Annotated in this window: 19 protein-coding genes; 6 read left to right on the top strand and 13 right to left on the bottom strand. The window is 70.3% G+C overall.

Features of this window, described 5'->3' with window-relative positions:
- Positions 1 to 10: 10 nt before the first annotated feature.
- The 5 genes from IWH25_RS07825 to IWH25_RS07805 all read right to left on the bottom strand — a co-directional run bounded on the left by IWH25_RS07825 (position 11) and on the right by IWH25_RS07805 (position 5,873).
- Positions 11 to 1,090 carry a TDT family transporter gene (locus tag IWH25_RS07825; RefSeq protein ID WP_238999033.1) on the bottom strand — a complete coding sequence of 360 codons (1,080 nt, stop codon included), beginning with the start codon at positions 1,088 to 1,090 and terminating at the stop codon, positions 11 to 13.
- A gap of 72 nt (positions 1,091 to 1,162) precedes the next feature.
- Positions 1,163 to 3,229 carry a sensor domain-containing protein gene (locus IWH25_RS07820; protein ID WP_203388753.1) on the bottom strand — a complete coding sequence of 689 codons (2,067 nt, stop codon included), beginning with the start codon at positions 3,227 to 3,229 and terminating at the stop codon, positions 1,163 to 1,165.
- Between the two features lie 139 nt (positions 3,230 to 3,368).
- Positions 3,369 to 4,619 carry an aminotransferase-like domain-containing protein gene (locus IWH25_RS07815; protein ID WP_203388752.1) on the bottom strand — a complete coding sequence of 417 codons (1,251 nt, stop codon included), beginning with the start codon at positions 4,617 to 4,619 and terminating at the stop codon, positions 3,369 to 3,371.
- 126 nt (positions 4,620 to 4,745) lie between these two features.
- Positions 4,746 to 5,195 carry a MarR family winged helix-turn-helix transcriptional regulator gene (locus IWH25_RS07810; protein ID WP_203388751.1) on the bottom strand — a complete coding sequence of 150 codons (450 nt, stop codon included), beginning with the start codon at positions 5,193 to 5,195 and terminating at the stop codon, positions 4,746 to 4,748.
- A gap of 24 nt (positions 5,196 to 5,219) precedes the next feature.
- Entirely contained in the window at positions 5,220 to 5,873 is a 654-nt protein-coding gene (locus tag IWH25_RS07805) for a LutC/YkgG family protein (RefSeq protein ID WP_203388750.1), read from the bottom strand.
- 174 nt (positions 5,874 to 6,047) lie between these two features.
- On the opposite strand from IWH25_RS07805, the gene modA reads away from it, so the two are divergent.
- The 3 genes from modA to modC are packed head-to-tail and all read left to right on the top strand — an operon-like array spanning position 6,048 to position 8,571.
- The gene (gene modA, locus IWH25_RS07800) at positions 6,048 to 6,809 is read left to right on the top strand and encodes a molybdate ABC transporter substrate-binding protein (RefSeq protein ID WP_203388749.1); all 762 of its coding nucleotides are present in this window, start codon (positions 6,048 to 6,050) and stop codon (positions 6,807 to 6,809) included.
- An 8-nt stretch (positions 6,810 to 6,817) separates the two neighbouring features.
- The gene (gene modB / locus IWH25_RS07795) at positions 6,818 to 7,498 is read left to right on the top strand and encodes a molybdate ABC transporter permease subunit (RefSeq protein ID WP_203388748.1); all 681 of its coding nucleotides are present in this window, start codon (positions 6,818 to 6,820) and stop codon (positions 7,496 to 7,498) included.
- A complete protein-coding gene (modC, locus tag IWH25_RS07790) occupies positions 7,495 to 8,571 on the top strand; it encodes a molybdenum ABC transporter ATP-binding protein (protein WP_203388747.1) in 1,077 nt (358 codons plus the stop codon). The genes modB and modC overlap by 4 nt, the downstream gene beginning before the upstream one ends.
- On the opposite strand, the gene IWH25_RS07785 is transcribed toward modC, so the two are convergent.
- Genes IWH25_RS07785 through IWH25_RS07765 form a run of 5 tightly spaced genes read right to left on the bottom strand, consistent with a single transcriptional unit; the run spans position 8,560 to position 12,659 of the window.
- Positions 8,560 to 8,934 carry a winged helix-turn-helix domain-containing protein gene (locus IWH25_RS07785; protein ID WP_203388746.1) on the bottom strand — a complete coding sequence of 125 codons (375 nt, stop codon included), beginning with the start codon at positions 8,932 to 8,934 and terminating at the stop codon, positions 8,560 to 8,562. The genes modC and IWH25_RS07785 overlap by 12 nt on opposite strands.
- A 7-nt stretch (positions 8,935 to 8,941) precedes the next feature.
- Entirely contained in the window at positions 8,942 to 9,898 is a 957-nt protein-coding gene (locus IWH25_RS07780) for a D-2-hydroxyacid dehydrogenase (RefSeq protein ID WP_203388745.1), read from the bottom strand.
- Positions 9,899 to 9,901: 3 nt separating this feature from the next.
- A complete protein-coding gene (locus tag IWH25_RS07775) occupies positions 9,902 to 10,507 on the bottom strand; it encodes an aldehyde dehydrogenase family protein (protein WP_203388744.1) in 606 nt (201 codons plus the stop codon).
- On the bottom strand, positions 10,504 to 11,922 hold the full coding sequence (locus IWH25_RS07770) for a LutB/LldF family L-lactate oxidation iron-sulfur protein (RefSeq protein WP_203388743.1): 1,419 nt from the start codon (positions 11,920 to 11,922) through the stop codon (positions 10,504 to 10,506). The genes IWH25_RS07775 and IWH25_RS07770 overlap by 4 nt, the downstream gene beginning before the upstream one ends.
- Positions 11,922 to 12,659: a (Fe-S)-binding protein gene (locus IWH25_RS07765; protein WP_203388742.1), complete on the bottom strand. Its 738-nt coding sequence runs from the start codon at positions 12,657 to 12,659 to the stop codon at positions 11,922 to 11,924. The genes IWH25_RS07770 and IWH25_RS07765 overlap by 1 nt, the downstream gene beginning before the upstream one ends.
- Positions 12,660 to 12,804: 145 nt before the next feature.
- Here IWH25_RS07765 and IWH25_RS07760 point away from each other — a divergent pair, with 145 nt between their 5' ends.
- Positions 12,805 to 13,584 (top strand): IclR family transcriptional regulator, encoded by a 780-nt coding sequence (locus IWH25_RS07760; RefSeq protein WP_238999032.1) that lies wholly within the window; start codon positions 12,805 to 12,807, stop codon positions 13,582 to 13,584.
- 163 nt (positions 13,585 to 13,747) lie between these two features.
- Here IWH25_RS07760 and pbpG read toward each other — a convergent pair whose 3' ends face one another.
- The 3 genes from pbpG to IWH25_RS07745 all read right to left on the bottom strand — a co-directional run bounded on the left by pbpG (position 13,748) and on the right by IWH25_RS07745 (position 18,391).
- Positions 13,748 to 14,725 (bottom strand): D-alanyl-D-alanine endopeptidase, encoded by a 978-nt coding sequence (gene pbpG / locus IWH25_RS07755; RefSeq protein ID WP_203388741.1) that lies wholly within the window; start codon positions 14,723 to 14,725, stop codon positions 13,748 to 13,750.
- Positions 14,726 to 14,840: 115 nt separating this feature from the next.
- Positions 14,841 to 15,983 (bottom strand): patatin-like phospholipase family protein, encoded by a 1,143-nt coding sequence (locus IWH25_RS07750; RefSeq protein ID WP_203388740.1) that lies wholly within the window; start codon positions 15,981 to 15,983, stop codon positions 14,841 to 14,843.
- Positions 15,984 to 16,093: 110 nt separating this feature from the next.
- On the bottom strand, positions 16,094 to 18,391 hold the full coding sequence (locus tag IWH25_RS07745) for an NADP-dependent malic enzyme (RefSeq protein WP_203388739.1): 2,298 nt from the start codon (positions 18,389 to 18,391) through the stop codon (positions 16,094 to 16,096).
- A gap of 157 nt (positions 18,392 to 18,548) precedes the next feature.
- Between IWH25_RS07745 and IWH25_RS07740 the strand changes: the two genes are divergently transcribed.
- Together IWH25_RS07740 and IWH25_RS07735 are read left to right on the top strand one after the other, a co-directional pair.
- Positions 18,549 to 18,800 carry a hypothetical protein gene (locus IWH25_RS07740; protein ID WP_203388738.1) on the top strand — a complete coding sequence of 84 codons (252 nt, stop codon included), beginning with the start codon at positions 18,549 to 18,551 and terminating at the stop codon, positions 18,798 to 18,800.
- 10 nt (positions 18,801 to 18,810) lie between these two features.
- Complete coding sequence (locus IWH25_RS07735) at positions 18,811 to 20,664, top strand: phosphoenolpyruvate carboxykinase (GTP) (protein WP_203388737.1); 1,854 nt, start codon at positions 18,811 to 18,813, stop codon at positions 20,662 to 20,664.
- Position 20,665: the final 1 nt, after the last annotated feature.

Below are 20,665 nucleotides of genomic sequence, written 5' to 3'. Positions count from 1 at the left end.
CGACGAACTCCTAGGTATGCGGCTGGAAGATGCTGCCCGAGGCGACGCCGGCGAGCGTGCGCACCAGCGTCAGCGCCCACAGCGCGACCAGCAGCAGCCAGCAGCCGAGGCCGACGGCGCCGATGCCGGCGATCCCGGTCAGCGGCGCCAGCCGCAGCGAGGCGGCGACGAAGGCGCCGAGCGGGAAGATGAAGCCCCACCACGACAGCGCGAACGGCAGCTGCCCGGCACGGCGCGCGGCCAGCGTCAGCAGCCCGGCCATCACCAGCCACCAGACACCGAAGCCCCACAGCAGCAGCGACAGGAACAGGAAGGGTTCGTGCGGCACGGCGAACGGCAGCTGGTCGAGCACGTTGAGCAGGCTGACCGGAATCACCCCGAGCGGGGCCAGGTGGATCCACGCCGTCGGCGCCAGCAGGCCGACCGCCGGCTTGGCCAGGATCTTGCGCTGCAGCGTCAGCCCGAGCAGGCCGACGTACATCAGCGTGCCGGCGCCGAGCCCGAGCACGTTCACCAGCAGCGCCAGCTCGCGCGCGGCACCGGTCTGCGTCTCCAGCAGCGGCCCGCCGGCGACCGGGATGACGACCAGGCCGACCGCCGGGATGAACTTCGCCGGCGTCACGTGCTCGAGGCCGACGTGCTCGCCGCGGAACATGTGGAAGAGCACGGCGAAGCTGAACAGGAAGACCAGCGCCGTGCCGCCCCACCAGAAGGCGAGCGCCGGTGCCAGCCGGCCGTCGATCGCCAGCCACTGCGCGGCGAGGACCAGCATGGCGATGGCGAAGGTCGGGTAGAAGCTGGCCTGCACCGGATGCTTCAGCGTCGCCAGCGCCGCGTCGCGGAAGCGCAGCCAGCGGTGCAGCCAGGGCACCGCGAGCAGCGCGAAGAGGACGACGTTGAACCAGTGCAGGCCGAGCGCCAGCGGCGACAGCCACGACCAGCGGCCGGACAGCGAATGGGTGGTCAGCGCCAGCACGCCGCTGCCCATCACCGCGGCGAACCAGCCGGGCGCGAAGTGGCGGCTGATCTCGGCGAAGGAGGGAAAGCCCGTCCGGTCCGGCGTCGGCGGGGCGGCTCTTGTCATCGGCATGGCGGCGTCTCGGTCAGGGTTCGCCGCTGATTATATGCCGCCGCCGCGCGCCGTCCGGGGCGGCGCGCACCACTATCCGCCGTCTATCCGGTAGCAGCCCCGTCCCGCCTGCTTGGCGGCATACATCGCGCTGTCGGCCTTCTTCATCAGCCCCGAGCTGTCGTCGCGGCTGCCGGCGGCGAGCAGGGCGACGCCGATCGACGCCGACACCGCGAAGCTCGCGTCGCCGCAGGTCACCGGCGAGCGCAGCGCCGCCAGCAGCTTGCCGGCGACCGCCGCCGCGTGTTCGGGGTCGGCGATTTCCGGCAGCAGGACGATGAACTCGTCGCCGCCGGTACGCGCCACGGTGTCGCTGGTGCGCAGGCAGTCGGCGAAGCGGCGACCGACCTCGACCAGCAGCGCGTCGCCGACGTCGTGGCCATGGACGTCATTCACCTGCTTGAAGCGGTCGAGGTCGATGAACATCAGCGCCAGCGGTCGCTGCTGGCGGACGGCAAGGGGGATCGCCTGGCCCAGCCGGTCGGTCAGCAGGCGGCGGTTGGGCAGCCCGGTGAGCGCGTCGTAGTAGGCGAGCTGGTGCGCCCGCAGCTCGGCCGCCTTCAACTCGGTGATGTCGCGGTTGTTGACCCGCCGGCCGTTGCGCCGGCCGTCCTTGGCGACGACCGGCCGGCAGCCGTGCGAGATCCAGCGTTCCTCGCCGCGCTTGGTGACGATGCGGAATTCGATCTGCAGGTCGTGCGCGCACTCGAACTCGCACAGGTGCGCATCGAAGCGCGCCCGGTCGTCGGGATGGACGATGCGGCGGATCAGGTCCGGGTCGCGGACGAATTCGATCTGCGAATAGCCGGTGACGCGCTCGCACGAGGGGCTGATGTAGAGCATCTCGCGCTGCCGGCCCTGCCAGTATTCCCAGTCGTAGGTGTAGTCGGCGACGGTGCGGAACAGTTCTTCGCTCTGCTGCAGCGCCAGCTCCTGCAGGACCGTCATGGTCACGTCCTGAAGGACGCCGACCACGCGCTCCGGCCGACCGCCGCCGGCGAAGCAGACTTCGGCGCGCTGGTGCACGTATTTCAGCGTGCCGTCGGGCAGCAGCAGGCGGTGGCGGAGGTCGCACGGGCGGTGGTTGGCGAGCGCCTGGCGGTGGGCCTGCTCGACCTCGCCGCGGTCGTCCGGATGGACCGCGGCGAGAAAGGCGCCCATCGACGGCCGGGCCTGCGTCGGCTCGAAACCGAGGATGCGGAACATCTCGTCCGACCAGTGCAGTTCGCCGCTGCGGTAGTCGCGCACCCAGCTGCCGATCTGGGCGACGCTCTGCGCCTCGCGCAGCGCCTGTTCGCTGACCGCCAGGCGGGCCTCGGCACGGCGCTGCTCGGTGACGTCGACGCCGACGCAGAGCGTGCCGACGACGCGCTCGCCCTCGATCGCCGGGCTGCTGCGCCAGACCACCTGGCGCTCGCCGCCGGCCGGCGTGACGAGGTGACTCTCGAAGCGGTCGCCGTCGCCGGTACGCAGCATCCGCGCCAGGCGATCGCGGATGCCCGCATACTGCTCGGGCGGAGATACCGTGCGGAACCAGTCGGCGCCGGCGAGGTCGGCTGCGGCGCAGTCGAGCAGCTGCTCGAGCGCGCGGTTGAGCCGGCAGACCCGGCCCTGCGGGTCGAGCTCGACGACCAGTACGTTGGCGGTATGCAGCAGGTTTTCGGCATAGGCCTTGGCGGCGTCGAGCCGGCGTTCGGCGCGCTTGCGCGCAGTGACGTCCTGCATCATCGCGATGCTGCGCAACACCTGGCCGTCGGCGCCGCGGACGCAGGTCGCCGAGAGCAGCACGTCGAGGATGCGCCCGTCCTTGGCAACCACCTGGTAGGGCACGTCGACGCAGCGCCCGCTGCGGAAGAATTCGGGCAGCACGTTCTCGACCGCGTAGGCGCGCGATTCCTCGGTCAGGAATTCGACCGACTTGCGGCCGATCACCTCACTGCGCGAATAGCCGAGGATCTCCAGCCACTTCTGGCTGACGTCGACGATGACACCGCCGGCGTCGATCGAATGCACCATCGCCGGCATGTCGCGGATCAGCGCCTGGCACAGGCTCGCCTCGCCGGCCGGCGCGATCGTCTGCACCGCGGCCTGCCGCGGCATCGTCCCCTTCTCCATGAACCGCCCCCCGGCAAGTCCCGCTGCTATTTCCACTCCCGCAAAACTATCACCAAATGCATATGACGAATGTCACAGATCTGTCAAACCTTCGGCGCGCGCCGGGGAGGCGCAGGGCGGCGGCTCAGCCGGCGGCGAGCGCCCGCGCCAGCCGTGCCGCCGCCTCGTCGGCCAGTTCCGGCGGCGTGCCGGCATAGCTCAGGCGCAGCGTCGCCCGTTCCGGCGCGTCGGCGTAGAAGGCGGCGCCGGGGACGTACAGCACCGACTGCGCCAGCGCCGCCGGCAGCAGCGCCGAGGTGTCGGTGCCATCGGCGAAGCGGGCCCAGAGGAACATGCCGCCTTCCGGCATCGCGAACTGCAGGCGCTCGCCGAAGCGGCAGCGCAACGCGGCGGCGAGCGCCTCGGCCTGGTCGCGGTAGCGGGCGCGGGCGCGCACCAGCGCCGCCGGCAGGCGCCCGCTCGCCAGGTAGGCGGCAGCGACCTCCTGCGCCAGGCTGGAGGTGTGCAGGTCGAGCGTCTGCTTGACGCGCCCGGCCTGCTCGGCGACCGCCGGCGGCAGCTGCATCCAGCCGACGCGCAGGCCGGGGGCGACGGTCTTCGACAGCGACGACAGGTAGCCGCACCAGTCGGCGGCACCGGGAACCTCGGCGGCGAGCGCCAGCAGCGGCGGCACGGCGCTGCCGGCAAAGCGCAGCTCGCCGTAGGGATCGTCCTCGACGACGAAGACGCGGTGCCGCACCGCCCAGCGCAGCAGCGCCAGCCGCCGCTCGTGGGCAAGCGTGGCGCCGGTCGGGTTGGCGAAGGTCGACACCAGGTAGACAAACTTCGGCGGCGGCCCGCCGAGGCAGTCGTCGAGCCGGTCGACGCAGGCGCCGTCGGCGTCCGTCGGCAGCGTCAGCAGGCGTGCGCCGGCGAGCGCGAAGGCCTGCACCGCGGCCAGGTAGCACGGCCGCTCGACCACCACCGTGTCGCCCGGTTCGATGAAGATGCGCGCCAGCAGGTCGATCGCCTGCTGCGAGCCGGTGGTGACCAGCAGCCCGTCGTCCGCGGCGGCGATGCCGCGTTCGCGCAGCAGTGCGCTCAGCGCCTCGCGCAGGCGCGGCTGGCCCTCGGTCATGCCGTACTGCAGCGCCGCCGCCGGACGCTCGCGCAGCACCATCGCGGTCGCCGCCGCCAGCCCGTCACGGTCGAACAGTTCGGCCGCCGGCAGCCCGCCGGCCAGCGAGATCATCCCCGGCCGGCCGGCGTGGCGCAGGAATTCGCGGATTTCGCTGCGCTTCAGGTCGCGCGCACGGGCGGCGAACGGGTAGCACGGGGTTTCGGCGGCGGGCGGGGGCGGCGCGGCGAAATCATCGTGGCGGCGGGGCGGGGTCATCGTGCGGTCTCCGGAACAGGTGGCGGGCGGCGCGGGCCGATCGGAAACGAGACTACGGCGCTCCGCCACAAAGGTCAACAGCATTGACCTTTGTGGCGACCGGCAAGGGGTGCCGGCGGCGGGGAATCAGTCGAAGCGGGGATCGGCCAGTCGCGCCATCACCTCGCGCCAGCCGGCCTCGGCCGCCGGCCCGGCGACGCGGAAGACCTCGGCGAAGCGCCGGCGCTGCTCGCCGGACAGCAGCTCTTCGAAGGCCAGTCCGGCGTCGGTGAGGTTGAGGCGGCGGATGCGGCGGTTGCCGGGATCGGCCTCGGCGCGCACGTAGCCGAGTTCGACCAGCTCGCGCAGCGGCCGGTTGAGCGCCTGCTTGCTGACGCCGAGCGTCGCCAGCAGGTCGCCGATGCTGCCGTTGGGCGTCTTGCGCACGAAGAAGAGAATGCGGTGGTGCACGCGCGACAGGCCCTGCTCGGCGAGCAGCGCGTCCGGCCGCGCGACCAGCGCGCGGAAAGCGAAGAACAGCGCCTCCATCGCGCCGTTGAGCGCCTCCGTGCGCGGAACCGGTGTCTTTTTCGCCATCGTCGCGGGCCGGATCGGGGGCGCTCAGCCGCGCCCGACCAGCAGCAGATGCACGCGGTACGGCCCGTGCGCGCCGAGGACGATGGTCTGCTCGATGTCGCCGGTGCGCGACGGGCCGGAGACGAAGTTGACGGCGCGCGGCAGATCCTCGCCGTATTCGGCGCGCAGTCGCGCGAAGCCCTCCTCCATCGCCGGCACGATGCGCGACACCGGCACCACGGCGATGTGCGTCTCCGGCAGCAGGCTGGTCGTCGCCGCGGTCTGCGGGCCGGAGACGAGCAGCAGCGTGCCGGTCTCGGCGATCGCGCAGAAGCAGCCGGTGATGCCGGTGGCGTCGTCGCCGCCCGCCGCGCGCGCCTCGACCGCGAGGCCGGCGGCGGCCCAGTCGAGCGCGGCGAGTTCCGGCCAGCAGACGGCGCGCGGCGCCAGGCCGCGCCCGGCGAGGTAGCGGGCGACCGCCGCCGGTACCTCGGCCGTCGTCGCCACCACGTCCACGGTCGAGGCCATCGCCTCCGACTTGGCGCGGAAGCGCGCGACGAGGTCGCCGGCGAGCGCCGGCCGCGGGCCGGCCGCCGGCGCAGCGAGCACGGCGCGGGCGGCGGCGCGGCGCGCGGCGTCGCCGGCGGCCGCGCCGAGCTTGGCGCGCACGCGCGCCAGGATGTCTTCGCGGGAACTCATTCGGGGTGTCCTCTTCGGGCAGGCCGCGATGATAGCGCGCGGCACGGCCGCCGGGACAGGGGCGGCGCCCGGCGCTATATCCGGCCGGATAGACAGCCGCCGGCGATGCGGGCACAATGCCGACAAACGAAATATCCGTTCGGACATAACGCACCCGCCTCAGGGGAAAACCGCATGCGCCGCCCGCAGCTTTCCACCCTCGTCGCCGCCCTGCTCGGCCTGGCCGCCGCGTTCGCCGCGTCCGCCGGCGAGGTCCAGGTCGCCGTCGCCGCCAACTTCGCCGCGCCGGCGAAGCGGATCGCCGAGGCCTTCGCGCGCGCTACCGGCCACCGGGCGACGCTGGTCACCGGCTCGACCGGCAAGTTCCACGCGCAGATCGTCAACGGCGCGCCCTTCGACGTGCTGCTGTCGGCCGACGACGAGACGCCGGCGCGACTGGAGCAGGCCGGCCACGTGCAGGCTGGAACGCGCTTCACCTACGCCGTCGGCCGCCTCGTGCTGTGGAGCGCGAAGCCCGGCGTCGTCGACGGCGACGGCGCGGTGCTGAAGTGCGGCGACTTCCGCCATCTCGCCGTCGCCAACCCGAAGCTCGCCCCCTACGGCCAGGCGGCGATGGAGACGCTGGCCGCGCTCGGCCTCGCCGACGCGCTGCGCCCGCGCTTCGTGCTCGGCGAAAACATCGCGCAGACGCACCAGTTCGCCGCCTCCGGCAACGCCGAGCTGGGCTTCGTCGCGCTGGCGCAGGTGGCAAAGGACGGCCGCATCACCGACGGCTCGGGCTGGATCGTGCCGGCGCACCTGCACCAGCCGATCCGCCAGGACGCGGCGCTGCTCGCGCGCGGCCGCGACAACGCGGCGGCGAAGGCCTTCCTCGACTGGCTGAAGGGCGAAGCCGCGCAGACGACGATCCGCGGCTTCGGCTACGACCGGCCCTGAGCATCGCGATGCCCCTATCGAGCGCCGACCTCGCCGCGATCTGGCTGACGCTGAAGCTGGCGACGCTGACCACCGTCGTGCTGCTGCTCGCCGGCACGCCGCTGGCGTGGTGGCTGGCACGCACCGGCTCGCGCTGGAAGGGCGCCGTCGGCGCCGTCGTCGCGCTGCCGCTGGTGCTGCCGCCGACCGTGCTCGGCTTCTACCTGCTCGTCGCCCTCGGCCCGGCCGGCCCGCTCGGCCAACTGACGCAGGCGGCCGGGCTGGGCACGCTGCCGTTCACCTTCGCCGGCCTGGTCGTCGCCTCCTGCCTCTATTCGCTGCCCTTCGTCGTGCAGCCCCTGCAGAACGCCTTCGCGGCGATCCCGGAGCGACTGCTGGAAGCGGCGGCGACGCTGCGCGCGGCGCCGCTCGACGCCTTCTTCCACGTCGCCGTGCCGCTCGCCCGGCCCGGTTTCCTGACCGCCGCCGTGCTCGGCTTCGCGCACACCGTCGGCGAGTTCGGCGTGGTGCTGATGATCGGCGGCAACATCCCGGAGAAGACGCGCGTCGTCTCGGTGCAGATCTACGACCACGTCGAGGCGCTGGAGTACGCGCAGGCGCACTGGCTGGCCGGCGGCATGCTGCTCTTCTCGTTCGTCGTGCTGCTCGCGCTGTACACGCTGAACCCGGCGACGCGGAGGCAGGCGTGATCGACCTCCGCCTGCAGCTCGCCCGCCCGGACTTCGCGCTCGACGTCGACCTGCATCTGCCGGCGCGCGGCGTCAGCGCGATCTTCGGCGCCTCCGGCTCGGGCAAGACGACGCTGCTGCGCGCCGTCGCCGGCCTCGAGCGGCACGCGCAGGGCCGCCTGCAAGTCGCCGGCGAGGTCTGGCAGGACAGCGCCGGCGGCGTCTTCGTGCCGCCGCACCGGCGCCCGCTCGGCTACGTCTTCCAGGACGCGGCGCTGTTCCCGCACCTCACGGTGCGCGACAACCTCGTCTTCGGCCGCCGCCGCACCGGCGACGCGACGCCGCCGGACGCTGCGCCGGTGGTCGGCCTGCTCGGCCTCGCACCGCTGCTCGACCGCCGCCCGGACGGCCTGTCCGGCGGCGAGCGGCAGCGCGTCGCGATCGCCCGCGCGCTGCTCGCGCAACCGCGCCTGCTGCTGATGGACGAACCGCTGGCCGCGCTCGACGAGCGGCGCAAGGCGGAGTTCCTGCCCTGGCTGGAGAAGCTGCACGACGAACTGGAGATCCCGGTGCTCTACGTCAGCCATTCGCTGCCGGAGGTGGCGCGGCTGGCCGACTATCTGGTGCTGCTGGAAGGCGGCCGCGTGCGCGCCGCCGGGGCGCTCGGCGAACTGCTGCCACGCCTCGACCTGCCGCTGTCGCACGGCGAGGAAGCCTTCGTCGTGATCGCGGCGACGGTCGGCGCCTACGACGCCGACTACGCGCTGGCCCGCCTCGATTTTTCCGGCAGCGCCGGGCAGTCGCTGTGGGCGCCGAGCCCGCCGCGTCCGCTCGGCGCCGCGGTGCGCGTGCGCATCCAGGCGCGCGACGTCAGCCTGGCGCTGTCGGCGCAACACGATTCGAGCATCCTCAACACGCTCGCCGCCACCGTCGTCGGCCTCGACGCACAGCCGCCGGGACGCGCGCTGGCGCGACTCGACGCCGGCGGCAGCGCGCTGCTCGCGCGGCTGACGCGAAAATCGCTGGATCAGCTGGGAATTCAGGTCGGGCAAACGGTCTTTGCCCAGGTGAAGAGCGTCGCGCTAGTCGACTGAGGGCGCCAGCAGCTTGCGGAATTCGGCGAATTCCTCCGCCACCGCCCGCTCGGCCAGATTTTCCATCCGCCGGTAACGCGCGACGACCTCGGCGCCGAACGCGGTCAGTTGCGCGCCGCCGCCGCCGCTGCCGCCGGTCGCCGTCGCCACCACCGGCTCGGCGAAGGCGGCATTGACCGCCTCGACCAGCAGCCACGCGCGCCGGTAGGACATGCCCATCTCGCGCGCCGCCGCCGAGATCGAGCCGCTGCGGCCGATCGCTTCGAGCAGCTCGGCCTTGCCCGGGCCGATGGCGATGGACGCGCCGAGCAGCACGCGCAGGCGCGGACCGGAGGCAGCGGTGTGGCGCGGCTTCTTCGGCATGCCCGGCTCAAGCCACCCGGTTCTGCGGCTCGCCGCGGGCGAAGGCTTCGATGTTGGCTATCAACTGGTCGGCCAGCGCCTGCATCGCCGGCCGGCTGGCCCAGGCGACGTGCGGGGTGAGCAGGAAGTTCGGCAGCGCCAGCAAGTCGGGGGTGAGCAGAGGGTTGCCGTCCGCCGGCGGCTCCTTGGAGAGCACGTCGAAGCCGGCGCCGGCGATCCAGCCCTCCCTGAGCGCACGCGCCAGCGCCGCCTCGTCGACCAGGCCGCCGCGCGCGGTGTTGATCAGCAGCGCCGACGGCTTCATCGCGCGCAGCTCGGCTTCGCCGATCAGCCCCTGCGTCTCGGGCGTCAGCGGGCAGTGCAGCGAGACCACGTCGGCCACCGCCAGCGCCTCGGCGAAGGGTACGTAGCCGGCACGGCAGGCAGCGGCGCCCTTGCGCTCGGCCTGCAGCACGCGCATGCCGAAGGCTTCGGCCAGCCGCGCGACGCCGTCGCCGAGGGTGCCGCTGCCGACGAGAGCGAGCGTCGCGCCGGCGAGGTCGCGGATCGGATGGTCGAAGAAGCAGAACTGGTCGCTCGCCTGCCAGCGGCCGGCCTGCACCGATTCGCGGTAGGCGACGAGGTTGCGCGACAGCGCCAGCATCAGCGCGATGGCGTGCTCGGGAACGGTATGCACGGCATAGCCGCGGATGTTGGAGACGACGATGCCGCGCGCGCGGCAGGCGTCGAGGTCGACGTTGTTGGTGCCGGTGGCGGCGACCGCAACCATCTTCAGCGCCGGCAGGCGGGCGATCATGCCGGCATCGACCAGCACCTTGTTCACGATCGCGATCGTCGCCCCGGCCAGCCGTGCCTCGACCTCGGCCTGCGGCGTCTTCGCGTATTCGACCCAGTCGTGCGCGCAGGCCGGCCGGCGCACGTCGGCAATGATCGACTCGCGCTCGAGGTAGACGATGCGCTCCATGGCTCAGCCCCCCAGCGCCTGCTGCAACGCCTGCCGCGTCGCGGCGTCGCCGTGCACCAGGCAGAAGGCGCCGCCGGGGAATTCGGCGCGCGCCGACAGCTCGGCGAGCGCGAACAGCACCGACGGCGCGCGCGCGTCGGACAGCACCACCGCCGCGTCACCGGCCGCCCAGGCGGCAGCCAGCCCGGCCGCGGCCGAGGCCAGCGGCGCGGCGGCATCGGCGAACACCGCCTGCACGCTGCCGCCGCCCGCCACGCAGGCCGCGCCGCGCAGCTGCGCGGCGGCGGCGGCGACCTCGTCGCGCGCCGCCTCCGGCGTCTTGCCGGTTTCGCGCGCGATCAGCCGGGCGAAATCGCCGCCGAACTGGTCGAGCAGCGCCGCCAGCTCGGCGACGCGCTGCGCGCGCAGCTCGAGCGCCTCGCCCCAGGTCGGCTGCAGGTCGCAGGCGGACGCCAGCGCGTTCGCCACTTCGTCGGTGCCGCATTTCGGCACGCGGAAGTGGACCTGGCCGTCGGCCTCGCGGATGTCGATGAAGTCCTCGAACACGCCGAACCAGGCGTGGCCGTCGATCCACAGCGGAATGGCGGGAATGCCGTCGTCGAATTTCATGCTTTGCTTTCCTGTCTGGATTGATAGAGTTCCCTGAACGTTCTTCCCTGCGGCGCCGGGAAGTCGCGGCCGGTGGACCAGCCCGGCGCCAGGCCGAGGACGCGGATGCGATCCTCGCCGCCGGCGAGCCAGTTCAGATAGCGTACGCCGAGCTTCGCCGCCAGCGCGTAGAGCGCCGGCCGCCGCGCGACCCAGGCCCAGGCGGCGAGCGCCGCGCGCTCGGACCACGGGCGCAGGCCGCGTTCGCTCTGCTGCTCGCGCAGCTTGCGCTGCAGCTCGGCGAGCGGAATGCGCACCGGGCAGACGACGCCGCACTGGTTGCACAGCGTCGACGCCTGCGGCAGGTCGAGCGCGTTTTCCAGCCCGGTGTACAGCGAGGTCAGCACCGCGCCCATCGGCCCCGGATAGACCCAGCCGTAGGCGTGGCCACCGACGCTCTGGTACACCGGGCAGTGGTTCATGCAGGCGCCGCAGCGGATGCAGCGCAGCATCTCCTGGAAGTCGGAGCCGAGCAGGCCGGCGCGGCCGTTGTCGACGAGCACGAAGTAGGTGTGCTCGGGGCCGTCGGCATCCGCCGGTCCCTTGGTGCCGGTGCACAGGGAGACGTAGTTCGAGATTTCCTGGCCGGTCGCCGAGCGCGGCAGCAGGCGCATCAGCGTCGCGAAGTCCTCGAGCGTCGGCACGATCTTCTCGATGCCGGTGACGACGACGTGCACCTTCGGCAGCGTCGTCACCATGCGGCCGTTGCCCTCGTTGGTGACGAGCGCCACCGAGCCGGTCTCGGCGATCAGGAAGTTGCCGCCGGAGATGCCCATCCCGGCCGAGAGGAAGTGTTCGCGCAGCACTTCCCGCGCCTCGCGCGTCAGCGCCGGGATCTCGGTCTTCCGCGGCGTATGGTGGGTGGCGGCGAAGAGGTCGGCGACTTCCGCAAGGTCCTTGTGCGCGGCCGGCGCGATGATGTGCGACGGCGGCTCGTTGCCGGCGATCTGCAGGATGTACTCGCCGAGGTCGGTCTCCACCGGCTGCACGCCGGCCGCCGACAGCGCGGCGTTCAGCTGCGCTTCCTCGGACAGCATCGACTTCGACTTGATCGCCTTGTTCACGCCGTGCCGCTGCGCGATGGCGAGCACGTGCGCGCAGATCTCGCGGCCGTCCTTCGCCCACAGCACGCTGGCGCCGCGCTGCGTCGCCTTCTCCTCGAACAGCTCGAGCCAGACGTCGAGGTTGGCGACGACGCGGTCGCGGATGTCGCGGCCGGCGTCGCGCAATTCGTCGAAATCCGACTCGTAGGCGGCGACGGCGCGCGCGCGCGAATCGACGAACTTGCCTTTCAGGCCGGCGAATTTCTTCTGCAGCTGCGGGTCGGCCAGCGCCGCACCGGCCCGGCGCTGGAAGAACATCGCCTGCGAGCGCATCAGGCGACTTTCCCGTTGCTGCCGGCCAGCACTTCGGCGACATGCAGCACGCGCGTCGCCTCGTCGCCCTGGCGGCGCAGCGTGCCCTCGATGTTCATCAGGCAGCCGAGGTCGCCGCCGACCACGGCACCGGCCTGCACCGCCTGCACGTTGGCGCATTTCTTCGCGGCGATCGCCGCCGAGATGTCGCCGAACTTGACGGAGAAGGCGCCACCGAAACCGCAGCAGGCTTCTGCCTCGGGCATCTCCTTCAGCGTCAGCCCGGCCACCCGGCCGAGCAGCCGGCGCGGCTGCGCCTTGATGCCGAGACCGCGCAGGCCGCTGCAGGAATCGTGATAGGTCACGCTGCCGTCGTATTTGCCGGCTACGGTGTCGACCGCGAGCACGTCGGCGAGGAACTGGGTCAGCTCCCAGGTGCGCGCGGCCAGCGTCTCTGCGCGCGCGCACCAGGCCGGATCGTCGGCGAGAAGCTCGGGATAGCGGTGGCGGATGTGGTCGGCGCAGGAGCCGGACGGCGCGACGACGTAGTCGAAGCCCTCGAACTCGGCGATCGTCTTCCTCGCCAGCGCGGCCGCCGCCCCGCGCTCACCCGCGCTGAACGCCGGCTGGCCGCAGCAGGTCTGCGTCTCCGGCACGGCAACCTCGCAGCCGGCGGCTTCGAGCAGGCGCAGCGCGGCAAAGCCGACGCTCGGGCGCATCAGGTCGACGAGGCAGGTGACGAAGAGGGCGACGCGCATCAGTTTTGCATTGTGAAATGGTAAGATGCCGCGGTGCAAAAAAACGCACCGCATGGCGGAACGATGGCGGGATTATAGCCGCCCGCCGCGCCGGAATCGGCGCCGCGCACAACAGAACGGCACAAGGAAGACCGCAGAGAATCTCATGGCAGAAGTGCAGGAAAACAAGAACTCAATCCAGGTCATCGAGCGCATGATGGCGCTGCTCGACGTCCTCGCCCAGTCGCCGGATCCGGTGGCGCTGAAGCACCTGGCGCAGGCCACCGGCCTGCATCCCTCGACCGCCCACCGCATCCTCGCCGCGATGACTGGTTCGCGCCTGGTCGAACGGCACGAAGCGGGCACTTACCGCCTCGGCATCCGCCTGCTCGAACTCGGCAACTTGGTCAAGTCACGGCTGAACATCCGCGACGTCGCCGGCCCGTTCATGCAGACGCTGCACGAGCGGATCGGCGAGGCGATCAACCTCGGCATCCGGCACGAGGACGAGATCGTCTATATCGAGCGCACCTCGAGCGGCCGCTCGCTGGTGCGCGTGGTCTATCTGGTCGGCGGCCGTGCCCCGCTGCACCTGACCTCGGTCGGCAAACTGTTCCTCGCCGAGGACGGGCCGGAAAAGGTCAAGGCCTACGCCAGGCGCACCGGCCTGCCGGGCAAGACGCCGGCCTCGCTGACCTCGCTGCCGGCGCTGGAGAAGGAGCTCGACAAGATTCGCCGGCACGCCGTGGCCTTCGACAACGAGGAGGCGGAGATCGGCCTCAAGTGCGTCGCCGCGCCGATCCACGACGACGAGGGACGGATGGTCGCCGGCCTGTCGGTGTCGGCGCCGGTCGACCGGCACAAGGCGGAATGGGTGGCGATGGTCAAGGAAACCGCCGACGCGATCTCGCAGGCGATCGGCTACGTCAAGCCGGCCGCCCGCTGAACGGCGACGCCGACGAAAAAGCCGCGACTCGTCGCGGCTTTTTTTTGCGTCCGGCAAGACCGTCGGATCAAGCGAACCCCGAGGGCACTTCTTCGCGACGCGCGGGGCGCGTCGCTCAGGCGCACCCCAAGGGTACTTCTTCGCAATGCGCGAAGCGCATTACTCAGGCGCGGCCGCCCTTCGCTGCCGAGGCCTGGATCGATTCCATCCAGCGCTTGATGCGGTTGGCGTCGCCGATGCGGGTGAGCTTGCCGGCCGAGTCGAGCAGCACGATCACCACCGGCTTGTCGGCAACCCGCGCCTGCATCACCAGGCACTTGCCGGCTTCCTGGATGAAGCCGGTCTTGGACAGGCCGATGTCCCAGGACGGGCTCTTCACCAGCTGGTTGGTGTTGCGGTACTCCATCAGGCGGCCGCTGACCGTGATCTTCGCGTCGGCGGTGGTGGACAGCTCGCGGATCAGCGGATAGCGGTGCGCCGCAGCGACCATGCGGGCGAGGTCCTGCGCAGTCGACACGTTGCTGCTGGAAAGCCCGGTCGGGTCCTCGAAGCGGGTGTGGTACATGCCGAGGTCGGCCGCCTTGCGGTTCATCGCCGCGATGAAGGCCGGCATGCCGCCCGGATAGTGGCGGGCGAGCGCGTGCGTGGCGCGGTTCTCGGACGACATCAGCGACACCAGCAGCGCATCCTCGCGCGTCAGCTCGGCGCCGACGTGGAGGCGCGAGCGGCTGCCCTTCAGGTAATCGACGTCGTCGTCGGAAACGTGGATCGTCTCGCGTAGCGAGGGCACCGCATCGAGCACCACCATCGCCGTCATCAGCTTGGTGATCGAGGCGATCGGCACCACCGCGTCGGAATTCTTCTGGTAGATCGGCTCGCCGCCCCCCTGCTCGACGACCAGCGCGGCGCCGGAGGCGACCGCCAGCTGCCGGGTGGCATGCCATTGTTCGGCCGGACTGGCGGCGACCTTGCGCGTCGCCTTGGCGGCCGGGGTCGCCACTTTCTTCGCCGGTGCCGCAGCGGCGCTGCGGTAGGATGCCTTGACCTTCTTCTTCCCGCCCGCCTGGGTGACCTCGGCCGCCTGCGCCCCGACGGCAAGCAACAATCCCAAGCTCAGCGTGGAAAGAAGCAGGGCACGCATCCGACGGTCCTCCGATATTGGTATTGGTTGGTGTTGATTGAATATTTTAGCAGTTTAGACACTAATCCCGATATCACAATAGAAATAAGCGTATAGCGCATAAATTCTCGAAATGTCATGAAATTCCGAGGAAGGCCCGGACCTCGTCGGCGAGCGCCTCGGTATCGCGGTAGCCGAGCTCGATCAGCGCCCGCGTGTAGGGCTGCTCGAACAGCAGGTAGCTGGTCAGCGCGCCGCCGGCGCGGTTCATCGCCCCCATCCCGCGCAGCAGCACGCGCACCGCGCGCGGCAGGGCGCGGGCATGCCGCGCGGCGAGGAAATCAAGGCGTTGCGACGGGGCGATGACCAACGTCTCGATCGGGCGCAGCGCGATCCCGGCGCGCGCCTTGACCTCGTCGGGGATCACCGACAGCGTGCGGTTGATGCGCTGCATGCGCTCGATGTCGACGGAGAGGCCGTCGAGGAAGATCGACGACAGCGCGTGGCCGGCGACCTGGGCGAGACTGGGATAGGTCTCGCCGCGGCGGCGCTCGATCTGCTCGTTGATACGGCCGGCGCCGATCACCAGCACTTTCTCGGCACCGAGGTGGATCGCCGGCGAGATCGGCGCCAGCTGGCGCATCGAGCCGTCGCCGAACCATTCGCGGTTGAGCTTGACCGCCGGAAAGACGAAAGGGATCGCCGACGAGGCCATCAGATGCTCGACGCCCAGCCGGTCGCGACAGCCGAAGCGGTGCGTCCGCGTCCACGTGTCGACCTCGGCATGCGCCTGGAAAAAGGTGACGCTGTGGCCGCTGGTATAGCCGGAGGCGGTGACCGAGACGGCGCGTAGCGCGCCGTCGGCGAGGTTGCGGTCGATGTTGGCGAAGTCGAGGCGGCGCAGCAGCATCTGCCGCAGCGGCTCGTTGTCGAGCAGCGAACGCGGGCTCCTGCGGATGAACCAGCCGAGCGCCAGCGACGACAGCCAGCGGGCGCCGGAGGTGGCCACCCCGAGGGCGTCGGCACGGTAGACGTCGCTCGCGCGCATGTTGCGCCAGACGTCGTTGAGGACCTCGACCGCGGCGCGGAAATTGCCGGCATTGCAGGCCAGCGTCGCGGCGTTGATGGCGCCGGCCGAGGTGCCGCAGAGGATCGGGAAGGGATTGACCGTGGCGTCGGGCAGCAGGTCGCGGATTGCCGCCAGCACGCCGGCCTGGTAGGCGGCGCGGGCGCCGCCGCCGGGCAGGACGAGCGCAGTGCGGGAGTTGTCGGCGGTCATGCGGCGGCGGGCGAAGGTCGGATGTCGCGCATCATAGCCCGGCCGCGGCGCGGCGCCACGCTGCGCCGCGGCAATCGCGCCGCGCCGGCCGGCGCGGCACGGTCCGCGGCTTACTGTTCGCCGGCGTCGACGACGGTCAGCGCCGTCATGTTGACGATGCGGCGGACGGTCGCGGTCGGCGTCAGGATATGCACCGGGCGGGCGGTGCCGAGCAGGATCGGGCCGACCGTCAGGTTGTCGCCGGCGGCGACCTTCAACAGGTTGAACGAGATGTTGGCGGCGTCCAGCGTCGGCATCACCAGCAGGTTGGCCTGCCCCTTGAGGCGCGAGTTGGGGAAGGTGTGCAGGCGGATCTGCTCGTCGAGCGCGGCGTCGCCGTGCATCTCGCCCTCGACCTCGAGCTCCGGCGCGCGCTCGTTGAGGAGGCGCAGCACCGCGCGCATCTTCAGCGAGGTCGGCGTGTTCTCGGTGCCGAACGACGAGTGCGACAGCAGCGCGACCTTGGGCACGATGCCGAAGCGGCGAATTTCGTCGGCCGCCTCCAGCGTCATGTCGGCAAGCTGCTCGGCCGAGGGGTCGTAGTTCACGTAGGTGTCGGCGACGAAGACGGTGCGGCCGGGCAGCATCAGCAGGTTCATCGTCGAGTAGTTCCTGACGCCGGGGGCGGTGCCGATGACGCTCTGCACGTACTCGCGGTGCAGGTCGTGGCGGCCGAAGGTGCCGCAGATCAGGCCGTCGGCGTGGCCGAGGCGGACCATCAACGCGCCGAACAGGGTCGCGCGGCGGCGGATCTCGCGCTTGGCGTAGTCGACCGACACGCCCTGGCGCTCCATCAGGCGGTGGTATTCCTGCCAGTAGAGGTCGAAATGGGTCTCGAAGAACGCGCAGTGCTCGTGGTAGACGATTTCGAAATCGACGCCCGGGCGGATGCGCAGGCCGGCAGCGTCGATCTTGCGCTGGATCTCCGCCTCGCGGCCGATGACGATCGGCCGGCAGATGCCTTCGTCGGTCGCCACCTGGATCGCGCGCAGCACGCGCTCGTCCTCGCCCTCGGCGAAGACGACGCGCTTCGGGTTGCGCTTGGCCTGCGAGAACACCGGCTTCATGATCAGGCCGGAGTGGTAGACGAACTCGTTGAGGCTCTGCAGATAGGCGCCGAAGTCCTTGATCGGCCGCGTCGCGACGCCGGAATCCATGCCGGCCTGGGCCACCGCCGGTGCGATCTTGACGATCAGGCGCGGGTCGAAGGGTTTCGGGATCAGGTATTCGGGGCCGAAGCCGGTGACCTGCTCGCCGTAGGCCGAGGCGACGATCTCCGACTGCTCGGCGCGCGCGAGTTCGGCGATCGCCTTGACCGCGGCGAGCTTCATCTCTTCCGTGATGGTCGTCGCACCGACATCGAGCGCGCCGCGGAAGATGAACGGGAAGCAGAGCACGTTGTTCACCTGGTTCGGGTAGTCCGAGCGGCCGGTGCAGATGATCGCGTCGTCGCGCACCGCCTTGACGTCCTCGGGCATGATCTCCGGGTTCGGGTTGGCGAGCGCGAGGATCAGCGGCTTCTTCGCCATCTTCGCGACCATTTCCTTCTTCAGCACGCCGCCGGCGGAGAGCCCGAGGAAGACGTCGGCGCCGTCGATCACCTCGCCGAGCGTGCGCGCGTCGGTCTTCTTCGCGTAGCGCGCCTTGATCTCGTCCATCTCCTCGACGCGCCCCTCATAGACGACGCCCTTGATGTCGGTGACCCAGATGTTCTCGACCGGCACGCCGAGCATCACCAGCAGGTCGAGGCAGGCCAGCGCGGCGGCGCCGGCGCCGGAGGTGACGAGTTTCACCTCCTTCAGGTCCTTGCCGAGGTAGGTCAGGCCGTTGAGGATCGCGGCGCCGACGACGATCGCGGTGCCGTGCTGGTCGTCGTGGAAGACCGGGATCTTCATCCGCTCGCGCAGCTTCTTTTCGATGTAGAAGCATTCCGGCGCCTTGATGTCCTCGAGGTTGATGCCGCCGAAGGTCGGCTCCAGCGCGGCGATCATGTCGATCAGCTTGTCCGGGTTGCGCTCGTCGATCTCCAGGTCGAAGACGTCGATGTTGGCGAACTTCTTGAACAGCACGCCCTTGCCTTCCATCACCGGCTTCGCGGCGAGCGGGCCGATCGGGCCGAGGCCCAGCACCGCAGTGCCGTTGGTGATGACGCCGACCAGGTTGGCGCGCGAGGTCAGCGTGCTGGCTTCCGCCGGATCGGCGACGATCTCCTCGCAGGCGGCGGCGACGCCGGGCGAGTAGGCCATCGACAGGTCGTACTGGTTGGTCAGCTGCTTGGTCGGCGTCACCGCGATCTTCCCCGGCTTCGGCTGGCGGTGGTAGTAGAGCGCGGCGGTGCGCAGCTGATCTTTCGACTGGTCGTTGGTCATGGCCGGGAATTCCTTCTCTGTGCGGGTGGGGGGCGGGGACTGCTTTAATAATTCATAATTATAGAGCACATTTTTTGCCCGTTTCCAATTGGGGATTTCCACAACAAATGAGAATTTGTCTGATTACCGAACCAATGCCGGGAACACACAAACCCTGATGGATCAAGGCTTCCCGACGGATCGGCAATTTGCCCGGAGGCATCTGGCGTGGCATAATTATGGATTCCTGTCGCTCGATGAACTCGCCGCGCCGACCAAAACGCCGAGCATGATTGTTTCACCCGACAAGCGCCGGGCAACCCCCTTGCCTGCCGCGACCGACGCCCTCCGCACCGACATCCGTCCGGATGCCGGCCAACCTAGCGCGCGCCGCGCCACGGTAGTTCCCGTTTTCAAGTTCTTCCTTTGAGAGCACCGCCATGAGCCAAACCGTACCGCTGAACGCCCCCGCCTACGTCAAGCACGAAGGCCTGAAGAAATGGGTCGCCGAGATCGCCGCGCTGACCCAGCCGGACCGTATCTACTGGGCCGATGGCTCGCAGGAAGAATACGACCGCCTGTGCGCCGAGATGGTCGAGGCCGGCATGCTGATCAAGCTCAACCAGGAAAAGCGCCCGAACTCCTACCTCGCCTGGTCCGACCCGTCGGACGTGGCCCGCGTCGAAGACCGCACCTACATCTGCTCGAAGAACAAGGACGACGCCGGCCCGACCAACAACTGGGAAGACCCGGCCAAGATGCGCGACACGCTGAACGGCCTGTTCAAGGGCTGCATGCACGGCCGCACGATGTACGTCGTGCCGTTCTCGATGGGCCCGCTCGGTTCGCCGATCGCCCACATCGGCATCGAGATCACCGACAGCCCGTACGTCGTCGTGAACATGCGCACGATGACCCGCATGGGCGCCAAGGTGTTCGACGTGCTCGGCGCCAGCGGCGACTACGTGCCGTGCGTGCACTCGATCGGCGCTCCGCTCGGCCCCAACGAGAAGGACTCGCGCTGGCCGTGCAACCCGGACACCAAGTACATCGTGCACTACCCGGAAACGCGCGAGATCTGGTCCTACGGCTCGGGCTACGGCGGCAACGCGCTGCTCGGCAAGAAGTGCTTCGCGCTGCGCATCGCCTCCAACATGGCCCGCGACGAAGGCTGGCTGGCCGAGCACATGCTGATCCTCGGCGTCGAATCGCCGCAGGGGGAGAAGACCTACGTCGCCGCCGCCTTCCCGTCGGCCTGCGGCAAGACCAACTTCGCCATGCTGATCCCGCCGAAGACCTTCGACGGCTGGAAGATCACCACGGTCGGCGACGACATCGCCTGGATCAAGCCGCAGAAGCAGGCTGACGGCTCGACCAAGTTCTACGCCATCAACCCGGAAGCCGGCTTCTTCGGCGTCGCCCCGGGCACCAGCGAGAAGACCAACTTCAACGCGATGGCGACGCTGAAGGAAAACATCATCTTCACCAACGTCGCCCTGACCGACGACGGCGACGTCTGGTGGGAAGGCATGTCCAAGGAAGCGCCGGCACACTGCATCGACTGGCAGGGCAAGGACTGGACGCCGGAGATCGCCAAGGAAACCGGGCGCAAGGCGGCACACCCGAACTCGCGCTTCACCGCCCCGGCCGAGCAGTGCCCGTCGGTCGACGCCAAGTGGGAAGACCCGCAGGGCGTGCCGATCTCGGCCTTCATCTTCGGCGGCCGCCGCGCCACCACCGTGCCGCTGGCCTACCAGGCGTTCAACTGGAACTTCGGCGTCTACATGGCCGCTACCCTCGGCTCGGAAACGACCGCTGCCGCCTTCGGCGCGCAGGGCGTCGTCCGCCGCGACCCGTTCGCCATGCTGCCGTTCTGCGGCTACCACATGGGCGACTACTTCAACCACTGGCTGAAGATGGGCCACACCGTCGACCAGGCGCCGGGCATCTTCTGCGTGAACTGGTTCCGCCTGAACGACAAGGGCGAATTCATGTGGCCGGGCTTCGGCGAAAACATGCGCGTGCTGAAGTGGATCGTCGACCGCGTCCGCGGCCGCGTCGCCGCCAAGGAAACCGCGCTCGGCTGGATGCCGCGCTTCGAGGACATCGACTGGACCGGTCTGGAAATCACCAAGGCCGAGTTCGAGGCGCTGACCAAGATCGACGCCGACGCCTGGAAGTCGGAACTGGCCGGCCACAAGGAGTGGTTCGACAAGCTCGGCGAGAAGCTGCCGAAGCAACTGACGCTGAAGCGCGAGCTGTTCGAGATGAACATCTTCCGCGACGCCGCGTAAG

Source organism: Azospira restricta (assembly GCF_016858125.1).
Classification (GTDB): Bacteria; Pseudomonadota; Gammaproteobacteria; order Burkholderiales; family Rhodocyclaceae; genus Proximibacter; species Proximibacter restrictus.
Note: the sequence above shows the minus strand (reverse complement) of the source record. Positions and strands in the feature narration are given on the sequence as shown.